Below are 17,036 nucleotides of genomic sequence, written 5' to 3' on the forward strand. Positions count from 1 at the left end.
TCCCATTGTCATGGGCTGACGTAGCCGATCACACTGGCGCGCGTCTCGGCGAGGCGCACCAGCCCTTGATCGGCGTCACTCTGCGACCCGATCATCGTAGCTAGATTCACCCTGGTGAAGCGAAGATTCTGGGGCTCCTGCTTGACCGGCAAGCCTCTTGGCGTACCTATACACGTTGTCATTGATCCATTCCGGCGGTAATTCGCTGCCCTTAACCGCCTCAAGCACCATGTCGACCTTGAGCTGATTACCGGTGATTCTGCCGGAGCACACCAACGTAATTCCCGCTTCCTCGCACGCTTCGACGACGGGAAGAAAGTGCTGACTCATTTGGGTCGACAACAGGCCCACCATCACGCCGCCTACCTTGACGCCTACGACCGTCCTCTCTGTCGTCTTGAGCTTCTTGATAAACGACTCCAGCTCAGCTACCACTGGTACAGAGTGCTCGCCGGCAAGCAGACCCAACAAAGCCTCAGTGTGGTTCTCCTCACCCGTGACTTGCACCTTACGGCCCTGGGGCAGGATGGCTACCGGTCCACTGGGCATTCCGACAGGAACCTTCACCTCATCGGGCAGCGGAAACTTAACACTCACACCGGCTTTAAACCCGTTCTGGCGGGTCATCCAAATCGAGGCCGGAACCAACAAACATTGATGCGACGAGTGAAGCTCCTCGACCACATGACGGTATGATTCTCTCGCCTCATCCGGAACCATTCCGACCTGCACATCATCAATGAAGACGGCTAGTTTGTGGTTGGGGGTAAGCCTCACCTGCGCATCGAGGTCATCAAGCCGCACCTTTTCGCGTTTACCATCCTCGCCGCAAGAGACACAGACCCGAGTGATACCAGCCTTGAACTTCTTAGTCGCGACAAGTTTGTAGTTACGCACGCAAGGCCCCCACGGTTTAACTGGCATCTGCATACGCTTGGTAGAGGGCGCTGACGACAAGAGCCGCGGGTGAGCTAACGGGCGTATCGAAGGCATGGTCTTACTCGTACGTGGTCGAGTAAGTGCCCCGCGGAGGGCGTCATTAGTCGGGATCTCAACGTATGCATCAAGAGCACTGATAACACATCCGTGAACATCCATCGATGTCACGCCTAGAGAGTCCCACTCTGGGGCAATATCGGCAGCAGCCCATACAGACACATAACCGATATGGCTTCCATCCACGCTAACTTTGAGTGCGTTCTTATCGTAGCTATTCTGTGGCTCGCGTTCAACGCATAGCACCGTAGACCCAACAACGGATTTCGGAACCTCGTAATAGCACATTCCAAAAACGTCGTAACGGGTGACCCTATCCCCAACGTTAAGCTCCATTGAGGACCCCGAAGACACTACTCTTGCACTAACCTTCGCGGCAGGTAGCGACCTGTGCTTAGCGCAGACAGCGATAATCGCCAGCCAAGATCCTACGGTCATCCATATTCCCGCACGTGGGATCCAGAACATAGCCGCGACGATGAGCACACACCACCACGGGTGGGAAACAATGAAATCCCTCATTGCGTTCACGCGTTTGCTCATGCTTCAACCCATCCACCGGTGTCCTGGCTGTCTGTACCTGCATCGCCTCGCTGCCCACAATGAACACTCTTGTGACATGTGATCATCCGTACAGCCCGCGTACCTTCAGCCCCAACGGAAGCAGAACGGATCGAAGCCACACCCACCCGCCGTGAATTCTTCTGAGCTCCAGTTTGCGGGGTGTCACTGCTCCTTCCCAAAACCAGTGACACGACGGTTCTTGCTAAAGCGTCCTGCCGAAGGCACACCATCTCTGGCGGTGAAGGCCACTCACCTCTACCGACCCTGACTCTGACCGCTGCCCGGACTGTCATGGGTAGAGGACTGGCCTCACTCAAGAAATATGACAGATCGCTCATGACTCCGATTCTCGCCCTCGGCCACAATGGCAACAGGTCCCTTGTAAACACTACTGACTACAAACTACACGAAAGCCCCTCATATAAGGCGCTCTACAGACGCTTCGCAGTCCTTAGACCCGGAATCACACAGCGATTACAACAAGCTCTGCATCGTGCTTTCCTCGGCAGCGATGCTTGGAAGCTATTCAAAAGCCCGCCTGACTAGCAAAAACGCCACCACGTTAGACCTGACAAGCTGGTCGGGGCGACAGGACTCGAACCTGCGATCTCCTGCTCCCAAAGCAGGCGCGCTAGCCACTACGCTACGCCCCGTTCCGCTACGCTCACCGCAACGAGAACACCGATAGCTTAGTGGAAACCCCGCCGCTCGGCCAATGAGCCATCACAAGGACGGGGATTCGCGTCACCTCACCAGTGAGCAGATGGCATCAGCGATAGCCTCCGGCCTATCCAGCATCATGAGGTGGTGGGAGTTTTCCACCACGACCAATCTTGCGTTGAGCATCGGAGCCAGGCGTTCATGAAGTTTCAGCTCTTGCTCCTGGCCTGAGTACACCGCCGACAGCAACACCGTCGGCACGTCAGGCCAGGCATGCTGTGAACGTACAGCCATGAGGTCCCACGCTTGCTGGTCGTACCCAATCCATTCGGCTACTGCCATCGCCATAGCGTCGGGGCTGCCATAAACCCGGTGGAGCCGGTGCTCCTGGAATTGATGCCACACCACCGAACCTGACCTCGCCGTTTGCGCCATGACGCCGACGGCGAAAGCGTGACGACCTAACGAGCCAGCCACCGAGTCCATAACCTTATAAACCGCACGCGGCAACGCCACGCTGCGACGACGCGGTGGATGAGTTGGCCACTCTACAGAGGGATCAACGAAGACGACCCCTGCCACAACCTCGGGATGCATCCGAGCAAACGCCTCGGCATGGAAGGCCGCCATGGAATGGGCAACAAGAATAACCTTCCGTGGCTGCCCAATGTCCCAATGCCCCTGAACCAGACCAACGAGGTCGGTCAGGCTCGCGACTTCTTCATCCAGCTCGGGATAGCGCCCCGGCCAGATAGTCCCACCGATACCTGGACGGTCGTAGGTGATGACGTCGACGTGCTGGAGGCGATCCACGACGGGTTTCCAGAAGTCGCTCGACGCCGCAGCTCCTGCCATGAGCAGTACGACGGGATCCTTGACGTGGTAGTCCGGCCCTTCCCCATCGTCGTATGCGACACGGAACGGCCGTCTGCCTAACTCGCGAACCGACGTCACGGCGTCGTGAGACGAATCAAGCATTTTGTGGCCGTGCATGTCAGAACAGCCGATCTCGTCATCGCCACCCATGACACTCCCCTATCTCACTCCAGGATTCAAACCCTCGCGCCCTCACAAGGTGCGCGGACGCACCAGCGGGAAGCTAATCGTCTCGCGAATTGACGCATTCGTCAGCATCATGACCAGACGATCCAGCCCCATGCCCATACCGCCAGAAGGCGGCATCGCGTACTCGAGAGCCTCCAGGAAGTCCTCATCAAGCTCCATCGCCTCCGGATCGCCACCCGCAGCGAGCAAGGACTGGGCTGTAAACCGCTCCCGTTGGATCACCGGATCGACGAGTTCCGTATAGGCAGTACCCACCTCGGAGCCGAAGATGATGAGATCCCATTTCTCGGCCAGTCGCGGGTCATCGCGGTGCTGTCGTGTCAGCGGGGAGACGTCGGTCGGGAAGTCGCAGAAGAAGGTCGGTTCGACGGTGACATGCTCACTCAAGTGCTCGTGCAACTCCAGGACGACATCGCCTCGACTCCACTTCGGCAAAGTCGCAATCCCGAGCTTATTGGCGTACCCGATGAGCGTCTCTTTGGGGGTATCGGCAGTAACTTCCTCCCCCAAACCGCGCGAGATTCCCTCGTTGACAGTGATGACATGCCATTCGTTAGCCAAATCGATCTCATGCTCAACACCCTTGCGGTCACGTCCGCGCACGACCGTCCCACCGGTGGCGTTGCGGGCTGCGGACAGGATCATCTCCCTCGTGAGGTGACGCATCTGGACGTAATCGCCATAGGCCTGGTAGGCCTCGAGCATCGTGAATTCGGGATTATGGGTAGCGTCGGCACCCTCGTTGCGGAAGTTCCTACCAATCTCGAAAACTCGTCCCGCCCCGCCGACCATAAGCCTCTTGAGGTACAGCTCTGGGGCAATGCGCAGATAAAGGTCCAGGTCGTAGGCGTTGATGTGGGTGTGGAATGGACGCGCATTCGCCCCGCCGTGGATCGTCTGCAGAATCGGCGTCTCAACCTCGATGTAGTCGTGACTTAGCAGGGTTTCTCGCACCGCGCGGATGGCATTCGAGCGAGCACGCAGCTGATCGCGCGCACTGGGGTTGACGATGAGGTCGAGATAACGCTGACGAACCTTGGCCTCTGGGTCATTGAATCCCGATCTTCTCGATGGCAGCGGTCGCAACGACTTCGCTGCTAGCCGCCACGACGTCATCTCCAGACTTAGCGTCCCGTTACGGGATGCCCCAACTGTTCCAGTCGCAACGAGGTGATCTCCCAAAGACACCGCATGACGGAAGTCGCGCAGACTGTCGACGCCCATGGTGTCACGTTCCATGACTAGCTGGCAGGCACCTGTCCAGTCGAAGAGGTCAACGAAGATGACCCCGCCGTGGTCACGGCAGGCATCCACCCGTCCGGAAACGGTCATCTCCTGGCCAGTCAGCTCGACGGCGACGTCACCCAGCCGGTGGTCAGGCTTACAGTCAGGCGGATAGGCCTCCACCCCCGACTCAATAAGACGCTCACGGGTCGCCATTCGAGTACGAACCTGTTCGGGAAGACGACGCTGCGGAAGAATTGGCGCGCGTTCTTCAGCCAGGAATTCGGCAATCTCTGGATGCCCGCTAATTGAATATATCGGCTGGGGCGGCGGTTCCACCGGGTAAAGCCAATTAGGAATATCGAGCTGACCCTCAGCAATACCCATTGCTAGACCAACCTGAGCCAGATCAGAGGTGTCAGTGAAATTAAGGTAGCGGGTCTGCCAGCTCGGCTTGTACTTGACGTTGGAACGGTACAACTGCTCAATCTGAAACCACTTCGATGCCACCAGTACCAACCAGCGGTTAAGCCGACGCACCGGGGAAGCACCCACTCGAGCGCCTTCCTCAATAGCCTCGCGGAACACCGCGAAATTCATGGACACCCGCCGAATGCCAATTTCTGGCCCGGCCGCCATGAGTCCGGCGACCATAAGTTCAGTCACACCGTTATCTGCTCCGTCGAGATCTCGCCTCATGACGTCGAGGGACAAGCCGTCATTACCCCATGGTGTAAAGGACAGAATACCGGCCGTCTGACCAGCGCGAGGGCCGTCGTCGGGGTAGATCGCCTCCACCATGACACATCGACCATCTAGAGGGTCCCCCAACCGAGACAACGCCATTGAGAAGCCGCGCTCGTCGCCGTTTTGACGCCATTTATCAGTCAGGTCAATCAGGCTGTGCAACTCCTGCGGATTGATGTCCTCATGGTGTCGAACCCGAGTCGTGTATCCCATCGCGCGCAGTTTCGTGACCGTATGGCGCACCGGCTTGAGATCAGGATCATCGAGATTAAACGTAGCCGGGGAGATGATGGCTTCGTCGCCGATGCGCATCGCCCTCAAACCGGCCTGGTTCCATGTCGTCGCACCTTCCTCTGAGGTGCCAACGACGGCAGGAACCCATCCATAGGTGTGGGCGACCTCAAGAAATGCGTCAATGGCTCCGGGCCACTGGTCAACCGGGCCAACTGGGTCACCCGACGCCAACGCCACCCCAGCCTCCGTGCGATAACAGACGGCGGCATGACCGTTGCGAGAAAAGACGACAGCCTTGTCACGGCGCAGGGCAAAATATCCCAGCGAATCAGCCGGATTTTCGTCAAGAAGGCGGCGTAATCTCAGCTCGTCAGACAGGCTCATCATCGCGATATTGCGTTGGGAACGCAAAATGACGACGAGCGCAGCCACCAGCACGACGGCCAGCAGGAATGAGACCACACCTTGCACCCAGTGCGGCGACGTCGGCTCCTGGGCGATACCTGCTCCACTACCTTGAAGGATGCGAGTAATGATGTGCACCAGGCGGTTCCGTGGCCGTCCAACACCACCGGTCAGGGACACCAATAGCCACCCAATAAATCCGGTAGCCAACAGACCGCCAACGAGTACGACGACCGCTCGTCCGAGATTGGCGCGAACCGTGTGCGCAGCAAAGTCGCGACGATGAGTCAACAATGCCACCAAGATCCAGCCAACCGAAAACACGTTGAACAGATACCCCGCCAGATCAACGTCGTTAAGGGTGTCTGTCGGCCAACCTATGAAAACCTCGGTGACCACGATGATAAAGAACGCGGCCGCCACCAGCCACATCAACCCAAACACGACGAGGCTCACCCACCAGGCGAACCTTTTACGTCGCGACAGCGCGTCCGACAGCACCAACAGGACCACGACACCGGCCCAACCGAAACCGTCAACCGGGAAAATGAACAACGAGAACACGTTGTTGGCGATAGCCACCCACGTGGTGCGGCTAAACACCAGGCGTAACACGATGAGTAGGGCGGCGATGTTCATAAGCCGCGGGATGACGACAACCGGAGTGGACCTTGGATTCGAGGTCGATCGAGAACCGGTGCGTGGCCGAGCAGCGGATGCCGCTCGTGTCTCAGGTACGGGGTCGGACGATGTCACGCCCTAACTGTGCCACGTGCACACGACACAACCAGAACCCCACTGCCGGAACAGTCCCACCCGCCTACTGCACATGGTGAATTGGAGGCGAAAATGAGACATTTCCAACACGATGCAGTAATCCTGCCGCCCCAACGACGCACCAGTTTGTCACCAGGTGAGCAGCGCCAGATCCTCATCGTCGAGATGCTCGCTGATGAGCAAGCGCCGTGCCGTGCGCTGTCGCAACTCCCCCACCCGCATCGGACCAAATGCGCTCGTCAAGTCCTCTGGCCAGACCGTCGTCATCGCGTAGGCAAGGGCGGCACGGCGTCGGGGCACCCGGTGCCCGTCGACATAGAGCGGCCCTCCGGACACCGCAGGAAGAAAGGCTCCCAATTCCCAAACCGCCTTGTCAGCATCCCGGCCACCAAAACGCCCCGTCCATATGGCTCGTTCCGCGCGTACTAGCGGATCCTCCCCATCATGTACAGCAACGTTGACCCAGACGCCCCCCGGGACTAGCTCAGCCAACTCAGCTGAGGCTATACACCGGGACATAAAAGTACCCGGCTCATCTATTGGAAGCTCCCACAACCGACGCAGCCCCTCGTCACGAAGCTCGGGATTACCCACGCGGTGACCCAGCCGGAACGCAGCGCAACAGGTGAGGAGCTTGGCGACGTGATCGTCGCCTTTCCCAAAGGGCCGTGACAAAACATTTTCCAGGCCCTCAGCAGCCATCTCGAGAGCATCAAATGGTGCGACCCTCATGCCGACCGCACTCATAAGCAACCACGTCTGAGGACCTGAAACGGTGCGTGGATCAAAACTCGATACGATCTCATCGACACGAGCACCAACCGCCGACGCAACGTGGGGAGACCACCCAATCATCACCCGGGTAGCTCCCCGGGACTCATAGATGACAAGGTCATGAGCCCCCATCGGTAGCGGGCCAATCGTTTCACTGGTCTGGTCGATTCCATCGACAAGAATGCCAGCATCTGGGGTACGACACATCATTTCTTCCGGCGGGTCAACGATCGTTTCACACGGCAACCACGAGGGAAGACATTCCAGCGCTTCCACGACGGCGCCCGCCGGATGACCACGCCACAAAGCCATTCGGGCGCTGCCTGGAGACAGTGCGACCTCAGCACCCAGCAGACTGACCCCCTCATCAACAGGGTGGCAATCTCCCATATCTTGACGCCAGACCGTCAATGCTGCATCGTCACAGGCGCCTCTGGTGACGACAATTCCGCTAGCCCCAGCAGCCCAAACGATGGCTGGGATCGGTTGATCGAGAGTCCACGTCGGACCGGGAACCGTCACATCAGTGTCATCAACACCGGGAGGCATGGTGATCCCGGCGACGAGTTCCGCCACGTCTCCTTCACGCGACTGGACCGAAAGGACCGCTCCGCATGGGTGTGTCCACATCCACGAGGACTCGTGATCGGACTCCTGGCATGACACCAGTGTCCACGGTGGACTAACGGTGACGCGGTTCATTCTGACCTCCAAAACCAACAACCGTCAGTGACGCCGACGCTGACACCGTGGGCACCAAAACAGGTGACGCCCTCCCTGTGCGACCATCCGCACCGGCGTATTACACACCAAACAGGGCTGGTCCTCGCGCCGGTAGACGTACACCTCACCGCCATGATGATCTACCCGAGGGGGCCGACCCATCGCCTCTGGAGTGTGCTCTGGCTGCACGGTGTCGATGCGCCCTGACTCAACTCCGGCGCGCATGAGCATGACCAGATCATCCCACATCGCCAACCACGTTGAGTGGGAAATCTGCTTGCCAGGGGTGGCTGGATCAACGCGGTGGCGAAATAACACCTCAGCTCGGTAAATATTGCCAACTCCGGCCGCAACCCTTTGGTCTAACAACACATCGCTGATTCGCCGTGACGACCGTCGTACCTTGTCCCATGCAACGTCCGGATCTGCATCGTCGCGGATGGGGTCGGGGCCAATAGTGGCTGCGACCGTCCCCCACTCGTCGTCGTTGATGAGCTCGCACGTTTGCGGACCGCGTAGATCAGCTGCAGTAACGCCGTCGGTGATGCGTAACCGCACCTGACCGACCACAGGAACTGTCGGCTCGACTGCCAGCTTGCCAATCAATCCCAAGTGGATGTGTAACAGGTGGTCAGGACGATGATTATCGAAGTCCACGACGAGATGTTTGCCCCATGCCTGAGCTGAGGCCAGCACTGTCCCATCCAGCATGGCTGCGGATTCGGCGAATCGTCCCTGCGGAGAAGTGACCTCAACCCGTGAACCGGCGAAGGCCAAGTCGATGGCATTGGCAAGACGATGGATGACGTGGCCTTCAGGCACGGTTGGTTGTCCTCTCGGATAAGTAGTCATAGCGTCATGGAAGTCGAACAGGCGCAACGAGTTGAGGCAGGATAGCTTCATGAATGCCTCTGACCACGGCAAACAGCACCGAAACCATGACCACCGGCGTGGTCATGGGTCAATCCTTAAAGGAGATCGCGCTATGAGGACGCGCGAACTTGTGGAGCAGCCCGAACCCTCCGGTGAGTCCCAGATGCCCGAGCCGGGTCAGGAGTGGAAGACGATACTGGCGGATCTTCAACGTCGAGCCACCGCCAGTCACGTCAATAATTCAGGGCAGGAGAACTCACCCCAGTGAGCCCTTGTCCTCCCAGCGAATGAGCTTGTCAATACGACGCTGGTGGCGGTCCTCGTGGGAGAAATCGGTCGTCAGGAAAGTTTCGACGATCTGCCAGGCTTCCTCCTGAGTCTGCATCCGGCCACCCAAAGAGACAACGTTCGCATTGTTGTGGAGACGTGCCAGTTCCGCGATCTCGACGGTGTACGCCAGTGCGGCGCGAATCCCCTTGACCTTGTTCGCAGCGATCTGCTCTCCGTTGCCGGAACCACCCAGCACGATGCCAAGCGACCCCGGGTCGGCCATCACGGCCTGAGCACACGGGATGCAGTAGTCGGGATAGTCATCCTGAGAGTCATAGCTAGCCGCACCATGATCGACGACCTGGTATCCAGCTTCGGTCAACTTGCCAACGAGGTACTCCTTAAGCTCAAAGGCCGCATGGTCGGTGCCGATATGAACATGTGAAGGCTTAAAGGTCATGCCTCCATCATGGCACCTAGACCCGGCCAGTCAGTGTCGTAGATCATCTTCGATAGCGTGAAGGCTATGGCTGAAAGCACCTCATCTGTTCAGGTCCCCGACCCCTACCGTCTGGAACTGGTCACCAGCGACGGTTCCCGCAGCGAGGCGGTCGACAATGTGCTACGCGCGGTAGCACTGGGGTTTCACCTGTCCCAACCCTCCGACGCCGAGCTCGAGCACTACGCCGCTTGTGTCGAGGGCGAACAGTTGTGGACAATCCGCCAACCTGACCCAGACCCGGAGTTTCCCAACCTTCCGGTCGCGACAATGGACACATACCCGAGCACCATTAACACCGGCCATGGTCATCTCGAGCCGGCCACGTTCATTACCGACGTCACTGTGCGCGCCAGCCACCGCAGACGCGGTCTGCTACGTACCCTCATGACGAATACCCTGACCCGTTCCAAGGAGGAGGGTCTAGCATTCGCCGCCCTGACTGCCACCGAGGGCAGCATCTACGGACGGTTCGGATACGGCATCTCAACCCGCGATCAAAGCGTCGAGATCGTCGTTGACGGCCGGTTTAAGCTCAACCACGCCCCAAGCGGAACAGTCTCGATGGCTGATCCACTGGCCATTGATGATCTTCGTCTCAAAGTGTTCTCCGAGTTCCACCGGGCCCGTCGCGGGTCCCACAATCGCCAGCCGTGGCACGTCGATTACGCTTCCGGACGCTGGGACCCTCAGAAGGGCGGCCCAAACCGTCGCGTCCGTTCAATCGTCCATCACAACGACGATGGCGAACCCGACGGCGTCGTTTCCTACCAGATCGACAAGGATTTCGGCTCACAGATCACCATCCTCGACATGGTCGCCACCACCCCGGACGCTGAAGTCGCGTTGTGGGAGTTCCTCGCCTCGGTTGACCTCATCGAGATGATCAAGGCACCAAAGGTCGATCCCGCCACCCCACTGCCATGGGCGGTAGAAGACCCCCGAGTTGTGAAGTTCACCCGCCATATCGATCTCGGCTGGCTGCGCATCCTTGACGTCAAGAAGGCGATGGCCGTACGCGGTTGGGACCATCAAGGCTCAGTCACCTTCCACGTCGTTGACCCGATGGGTTATGCCGAGGGCACCTGGCAGGTCGACGTCGAGGCTCCGGGAGCGCCTGCGACCGTCACGAAGGTCGACGACTCCACCGACGCCGCGACCCTTGACGTGGCTGCACTTGGATCGCTGTATTTCGGAATGGGCCGGGGATTCTCGCTGGCCGCTGCCCACCGCATTACTGGCACTGACGAGCAGATCGCAGCGGTGGACCGGATGTTTTCCACCGTCGACGTCGCCCATAACATTTCGGAGTTCTGAGGCACCCTTACGCAACGTGGACCAGGCATCTTTACCCGGTCCACGTTGCCTTATCGGAGTGACAGACCCCAGAGAATCGACCCTCACCCGATGGTTGTGATCCCCTGCGGACCGTTTTCAAGCAAATACCGGAACCCGGCCTCGTCAAGGATGGGACGGCCCAGGTCTCGCGCCTTGGTTTCCTTGGATCCGGCATTCTCCCCCACGACGACGTAGTCAGTCTTTCGGGAGACGGATCCAGCCGCTTTTCCTCCGCGCGAGACGATGGCCTCCTTCGCCTCGTCACGGCTGAATCCCTCCAGACTTCCCGTGACGACCACAGTCAACCCCTCGAGGGTCTGCTCAGGGGCCTCGTCACGATCGTCGGCCATCCGCACTCCCGCTGCGGCCCATCGACTAATAATCTCCTGATGCCAGTCGACTTCGAACCATCGCTTGACCGATTCGGCGATAATCTCACCCACCCCATCGACTCCAGCAAGTTCCTCGACGGACGCTTCCCGGATGGCCTCAACTGACCCGAAGTGGGTGGCCAGAGCCCGGGCCGCCGTTGGTCCGACATGACGGATAGACAGGGCGACCAGCACTCTCCACAACGGCTGAGACTTGGCCTTCGCTAACTCGTCGAACATTTTCTTGGTCGTGGCAGTCGGAGTCGACGGCTTTTTCGCTGTCGCCTTCGTGAAGAAATAGGGTTCAAGCTGCCAGGGGCCTGGGCCGCCGTTAACTTTCCTACGACGCCATACTTTGACCTCGGCGAGATCGTCGAGCTGCAGGTCGAACAGACCAGCCTCGGAGCTCAGCACTGCCGTTTGTCGTTTCGGAAGTTCCTCAGCGACCTCGTCATCACCCGGGCGCTGGTTTTCCGGATCAGTCAGAGCGATGGCGGCCTCCCAACCAAGAGCTTCGATGTCGAGGGCGCCACGTGACGCTAATCCGAAGACCCGCTCGTGTAGCTGGGAGGGACAACCTTGAGCATTAGGGCAGCGAAGATCCTTGTCACCGTTCTTTTCGTAGGCCAGCTCTGCCCCACAGCTCGGGCAGTGGTCGGGCATAAGAAACTCCCGCTCAGTGCCGTTACGCAGCTCCACCACCGGGCCAAGGATTTCCGGAATAACGTCACCAGCCTTGCGCAGCACCACGGTGTCGCCAATGAGCACTCCTTTGCGCTTGACCTCGAAAGCGTTGTGGAGGGTAGCCATCTCGACGGTGGACCCGGCAACTGTTACCGGTCTCATGACCCCGTACGGGGTGACACGACCGGTCCTTCCAACATTGACGCGGATATCAAGGAGCTCGGTGTTGACTTCTTCAGGCGGGTATTTATATGCGATGGCCCACCGGGGAGCTCGCGAGGTGGCACCCAGCTTGCGCTGCAAAGAGACATCATCAACCTTGACCACCACGCCGTCAATCTGGTGGGAGACCTCGTCGCGGGACTCGCCCCAGCGGGTCACGAACTCATGTACCTCATCGACATGCTCCACGATCTTGAAGTACGGCGAGACGGGTAACCCCCACTGCGCAAGCTTGTCGTAGGCATGCCCCTGGCTAGGGAAATCGTGACCTTCCAGCACCCCAATACCGTGGACGATCATCGACAGAGGCCGGGACGCCGTCACCCGAGAGTCCTTCTGCCGCAGCGAACCGGCAGCCGCATTGCGCGGGTTAGCAAAGGGGTTCTTACCTGCCTCGATGAGGGCAGCGTTGAGGTCGGTGAAATCAGCGACCGGGAAAAATACCTCGCCCCGAACTTCAAGCAGACGAGGGACGTCGTCGCCAGTCAGTTTCCGGGGTATAGCCGCGATCGTACGCACGTTCGCGGTGACGTCCTCACCGATACGGCCATCACCGCGTGTCGCCCCGGATACAAGCTGCCCGTCTCGGTAGACGAGGTCGACCGCCAACCCGTCAATCTTCAGCTCGCAGAGGAAATTCGGGATCTTTCCGACGGCAGTAGCGACCCTGTTCATCCATTCTGACAGTTCGTCGCGGGTAAAGACGTTGTCCAGGCTCAGTAGCCGTTCGAGGTGTTTGACCGGGGCGAAATCTGTTATCCGTTGTGGAGCTCCAACCCGCTGAGTGGGCGAGTCGGGAGTGCGCAACTCCGGATGGTCGTCCTCCACCTTCTTGAGTTCAACCATAAGCCGGTCGTATTCGGCATCAGAGATCGTGGGAGCGTCGCGGGCATAGTAAGCGTCCTGGGCGTCAAGGATGCGCTGGGCCAACTCAGTCCAGTGGTGGCGCGCTTCGGCCCCAGCCTCGCTCGCCTCCAGCTCGCCACCTTGGGTGGAATCGTCAACCATAGTCCCATCTTTGCGCAGTTCACATAGTTGTGCATTCACCGACGAGCTTTCGTCCAGGTCCGTTGCAAAGAGAATTGCCTGGCCACCGGGATGCACTTGGCGAGGTCAACCTTGGCTTCCTCGTCCATGGGCACCAAAGACATAGTGACCGGCGTACCGACGTCCTGCCCGACCGGGGCCATGTCTTTTCCGTCTCAGCACAGTAGTCGCCGGAGAGATCGCGTCCTTCATTGAGAACGGCCAAACTCATGTCGCGAAAGACGATACGTCGTCAACCTTTTTACCACAAATATCCAACGTGACGTCGCCCGGGTCAGGTTGCACCCAAATCAACTGTTGTCCTCATGGCCCCAACCGGGCCGCACGCGCTTAACCCTGGCAAAGACGAACCCCTGCATTGTTCGCGTATGGCGCATAAGCATGGAACACAGTTCACAATTGACAAGACAGCCAAAGAGGGAACCGATAGAGTCTTATAAGAATTGTTGGGTGCATTATGTGCGCTCATAACTAACGCATGTTCCACGGAGGCATGATGAGCTCGGTCAACATCACTCGCGAGGAGGCGCAGCAGCGCTCCCAGGTCATCACGGCACATAGCTCCAAGGTGCTCGTTGATCTTTCTGGACGCGACCCCAACGGCGACCCGCTCGGCGAGCCGACCGAAACCTTCGTTTCCTCCTCAACAATTCAGTTCTCATCGACTGGTGGGCAGAGCCATCTCGACCTTATTGCTGACGGCGTCTACGCCGCAGACCTCGACGGCACTCCATTGGATCCCGCCGCATTCTCACATAATCGTTTCCCATTCACGACTGAGCCGGGAACTCACGAGATCACCGTCACCGCGCTGTGCCGCTACTCCCATTCCGGGGAGGGTCTGCACCGTTTTGTCGACCCTGCCGACGGCAAGGTCTACCTATACACCCAGTTCGAAATAGCTGACGCCAGGCGCATGTACGCGGACTTTGAGCAGCCCGACCAAAAGATGACCTTCGAGCTGCAAGTCATCGCACCTACCGGTTGGACCATCGTCTCTAACTCCCCCGCTCCGGAACCGACCGAAGGCCCGTGGGAGGGGATGTCGCGGTGGTCTTTTGAACCCACCCTCCCGATTTCGACCTACCTCACGGCTCTCGTCGCCGGTGAATACCATGTCGATCACGGGACAATCCATACGGCTTCAGGAGAAATTGATGCCGACATTCTGTGCCGTCAGTCAATAACGGAATACCTCGACGCCGACCGTATTCGGACCACCACCCAGCGCGGGTTCGAGGTCTACGAGGCCGAGTTCGGATATCCTTATCCGTTCGGTAAGTACACCCAGTCTTTCGTCCCGGAGTTCAATGCGGGCGCCATGGAAAACGCCGCTTGCATAACCCATCGCGACGACCTGCTCTTTCGCTCCCGGGTCACGTCGGCTGCATACGAAAACCGTGATAACACCATCCTTCACGAGCTTGCCCACATGTGGTTTGGCGATCTCGTAACAATGAAATGGTGGGATGATCTGTGGCTCAACGAGTCCTTCGCCGAGTGGGCCTCACACTACTGCCAGGAAAAGATCGTCGAGAAGCATGGCGGCATCGACCCGTGGGTTTCTTTCGCCAACCAGCGCAAGACCTGGGGTTACACCCAGGACCAGCTGCCGACCATCCACCCCATTGCAGCCGACATGATCGATCTTGACACCGTCGAACAGAACTTCGACGGGATCACCTACGCCAAGGGCGCATCAACCCTCAAGCAACTGGTCGCCTTTGTGGGTGAAGATAAGTTCCTCGCTGGCGTGCGGACGTATTTCGCCCAAAACGCCTTCTCAAACACCGAACTCAAAGACCTTCTCCACCAACTCCAGGTGGCGTCGGGGCGGGACCTGTCCTCCTTCACCGAGCAGTGGCTGCGTACCCCCGGTGTCAACACCGTCCGCCCGGACTACGACGTCGACGAGAAGGGCAACTTCACACGCTTCGACATCGTCCAGACCGCTACCGAGAAGTATCCGACTCTGCGTACCCATCGTCTGGGAGTCGGCATCTACACCCTTACCGACGACCACCTGACCCGTACCGAGCTTCTCGACGTGGACATCCACGACGAGCGTACCCCGATCGCGGCCCTCGTCGGGCACTCCCGCGGCGATCTGGTGCTACTCAACGATAGCGACCTGACCTACGCCAAGGTACGTCTCGACGATCATTCGATGGCCACCCTCATTGACCGCATTGACGCCCTATCTGACCCGCTGGCCCGTGCACTGTGTTGGAGCTCGGCATGGGACATGTGCCGCGATGCCGAGATGCGCGCCCAGGACTATGTCACCTTGGTTGGCAAAGGCTTGCCCAGCGAAACCGACCTCACAGCCGTGACCGCACTCATCCGCCAGGCGACAACCGCCGCGATCTCGTACAGCAACGCCGAAGATCGCCAGGAAGTGCGTGACCGTCTCGTCGCCATCCTCGCGACTGGCCTTCGAGATGCCATGCCCGGCTCTGACCACCAGGTTGCCTATGCCAACGGTCTGGCTACCGCAGCCACCACCGACGCCGCAGACCTGCTCAAGGGGTGGCTGTCCGGTGAGGAAGTCCCCGAGGGACTCAGTATCGATCAGGGCATGAGGTGGCGCCTCGTCACCGCGCTTGCCAGAGTGGGAAGAGTTGGGGAAGACGAGATCGCCGCCGAGCTGCAACGAGACAACACCATCTCTGGTTCCGAGCAAGCTGCCGGGGCCCGCGCCGCAATGCCGACCGCCCAGGCTAAACAGGCCGCCTGGCAGCGCGCCACCACCGACGATTCGGTACCCAACGAGACTTACCGTCAGTTGGTCATGCAGTTCATTCAGCCTGATCAGACCGAGGTTCTCTCCCCGTACGTCGATCCATACCTCGAGCTATGCAAAGCCATCGACTCCCACGAGGGTCAGTGGGCCAAGGCCGGTCACGCCCAGGTGCAGAACGCCTTAATGTGGCTATTCCCGAGTACCGAGGTCATAGACGCCGCCTGGCTCAACAAACTAGAGGGCTGGGTTTCCGACAATGACCCCGGCAGCACGGTCCGTCGCGTCCTTGCCGAACGTGCTGATAACGCCCGCCGTATCCTGCGCTGCCAGGAGGCAAGCCGCGGGTGACGTGAACGACGATAGTGGCCTCGAACCGTTTGTTCGAGGCCACTATCGTCTTCGTATCAGGCAGCTGGTTGAGAATCAGTCAGGATCGTTGCTATTGCGTCCCTTCGCACGATGGATTCCCCACCCAACGAAGATGAAGAGAACGGCAGTGGCGATCGGCCACACGACGCACAGCATGAGCAGGTGAACAGAGCTGTAGTGAGCTTCGGGCCAGCCAGGCAAGGTTTTCATGGGCACGAAGGCCAGCGCATCGATCATGGCCTCAGCGTAGCGTCTATGCGCACGCGAGTAACCGGACTTCATAGAACTTAATCTTCATCGAGCTTAAATGTGGGAGGAGCCATTGTGAAAGGGCTAAGCTCCAATGTGTTTGCCGATTGCACTCATCGGTGTTCACACGCGCGCGGCATCTCATAACCTCACCAGATCCGCCCTCAACTGCATCAAGAGTGAATCACTGGAAAGATGGGGA

At 59.0% G+C, this 17,036-nt stretch carries 13 protein-coding genes and 1 tRNA gene; 3 read left to right on the top strand and 11 right to left on the bottom strand.

Annotated features, from left to right (window positions below):
• Positions 1-75: 75 nt before the first annotated feature.
• The 7 genes from ACOYO3_RS09225 to ACOYO3_RS09255 form a co-directional block, all read right to left on the bottom strand.
• Positions 76-1,539 carry an HIRAN domain-containing protein gene (locus tag ACOYO3_RS09225; protein WP_002524817.1) on the bottom strand — a complete coding sequence of 488 codons (1,464 nt, stop codon included), beginning with the start codon at positions 1,537-1,539 and terminating at the stop codon, positions 76-78.
• Positions 1,536-1,931 carry a hypothetical protein gene (locus ACOYO3_RS09230; RefSeq protein ID WP_002524818.1) on the bottom strand — a complete coding sequence of 132 codons (396 nt, stop codon included), beginning with the start codon at positions 1,929-1,931 and terminating at the stop codon, positions 1,536-1,538. Before ACOYO3_RS09230 ends, ACOYO3_RS09225 begins: the two co-directional genes overlap by 4 nt.
• Positions 1,932-2,137: 206 nt before the next feature.
• Positions 2,138-2,213: transfer RNA gene (locus tag ACOYO3_RS09235), tRNA-Pro, on the bottom strand.
• A 91-nt stretch (positions 2,214-2,304) separates the two neighbouring features.
• The gene (locus ACOYO3_RS09240) at positions 2,305-3,246 is read right to left on the bottom strand and encodes an alpha/beta fold hydrolase (protein WP_002524819.1); all 942 of its coding nucleotides are present in this window, start codon (positions 3,244-3,246) and stop codon (positions 2,305-2,307) included.
• A 42-nt stretch (positions 3,247-3,288) separates the two neighbouring features.
• The gene (lysX, locus tag ACOYO3_RS09245; protein ID WP_427305929.1) at positions 3,289-6,534 is read right to left on the bottom strand and encodes a bifunctional lysylphosphatidylglycerol synthetase/lysine--tRNA ligase LysX; all 3,246 of its coding nucleotides are present in this window, start codon (positions 6,532-6,534) and stop codon (positions 3,289-3,291) included.
• 267 nt (positions 6,535-6,801) lie between these two features.
• The gene (locus ACOYO3_RS09250; RefSeq protein WP_427305930.1) at positions 6,802-8,076 is read right to left on the bottom strand and encodes a hypothetical protein; all 1,275 of its coding nucleotides are present in this window, start codon (positions 8,074-8,076) and stop codon (positions 6,802-6,804) included.
• Between the two features lie 96 nt (positions 8,077-8,172).
• Positions 8,173-8,991 (bottom strand): Fpg/Nei family DNA glycosylase, encoded by an 819-nt coding sequence (locus ACOYO3_RS09255; protein ID WP_002518466.1) that lies wholly within the window; start codon positions 8,989-8,991, stop codon positions 8,173-8,175.
• A gap of 79 nt (positions 8,992-9,070) precedes the next feature.
• On the opposite strand from ACOYO3_RS09255, the gene ACOYO3_RS09260 reads away from it, so the two are divergent.
• Positions 9,071-9,310 (top strand): hypothetical protein, encoded by a 240-nt coding sequence (locus tag ACOYO3_RS09260; RefSeq protein WP_002516955.1) that lies wholly within the window; start codon positions 9,071-9,073, stop codon positions 9,308-9,310.
• Here the strand turns inward: ACOYO3_RS09260 and ACOYO3_RS09265 are convergent.
• Entirely contained in the window at positions 9,299-9,772 is a 474-nt protein-coding gene (locus tag ACOYO3_RS09265) for a ribose-5-phosphate isomerase (RefSeq protein ID WP_002516937.1), read from the bottom strand. The two genes, ACOYO3_RS09260 and ACOYO3_RS09265, sit on opposite strands and share 12 nt — an antisense overlap.
• A gap of 66 nt (positions 9,773-9,838) precedes the next feature.
• On the opposite strand from ACOYO3_RS09265, the gene ACOYO3_RS09270 reads away from it, so the two are divergent.
• Positions 9,839-11,128, top strand: a complete 1,290-nt coding sequence (locus tag ACOYO3_RS09270) for a GNAT family N-acetyltransferase (RefSeq protein WP_002519259.1) — start codon at positions 9,839-9,841, stop codon at positions 11,126-11,128.
• Between the two features lie 83 nt (positions 11,129-11,211).
• Here the strand turns inward: ACOYO3_RS09270 and ligA are convergent, their stop codons facing one another.
• Positions 11,212-13,434, bottom strand: a complete 2,223-nt coding sequence (gene ligA, locus ACOYO3_RS09275; protein WP_427305861.1) for an NAD-dependent DNA ligase LigA — start codon at positions 13,432-13,434, stop codon at positions 11,212-11,214.
• Positions 13,435-13,469: 35 nt separating this feature from the next.
• Entirely contained in the window at positions 13,470-13,616 is a 147-nt protein-coding gene (locus ACOYO3_RS09280) for a hypothetical protein (RefSeq protein WP_002516947.1), read from the bottom strand.
• Positions 13,617-13,951: 335 nt separating this feature from the next.
• Here ACOYO3_RS09280 and pepN point away from each other — a divergent pair, with 335 nt between their 5' ends.
• The gene (pepN, locus tag ACOYO3_RS09285; protein ID WP_002524823.1) at positions 13,952-16,564 is read left to right on the top strand and encodes an aminopeptidase N; all 2,613 of its coding nucleotides are present in this window, start codon (positions 13,952-13,954) and stop codon (positions 16,562-16,564) included.
• Between the two features lie 75 nt (positions 16,565-16,639).
• Here the strand turns inward: pepN and ACOYO3_RS09290 are convergent, their stop codons facing one another.
• Entirely contained in the window at positions 16,640-16,867 is a 228-nt protein-coding gene (locus tag ACOYO3_RS09290) for a hypothetical protein (RefSeq protein ID WP_002516893.1), read from the bottom strand.
• Between the last annotated feature and the right edge of the window lie 169 nt (positions 16,868-17,036).

It is taken from the genome of Cutibacterium sp. KBN10P07758, from assembly GCF_050286205.1.
Classification (GTDB): Bacteria; Actinomycetota; Actinomycetes; order Propionibacteriales; family Propionibacteriaceae; genus Cutibacterium; species Cutibacterium acnes.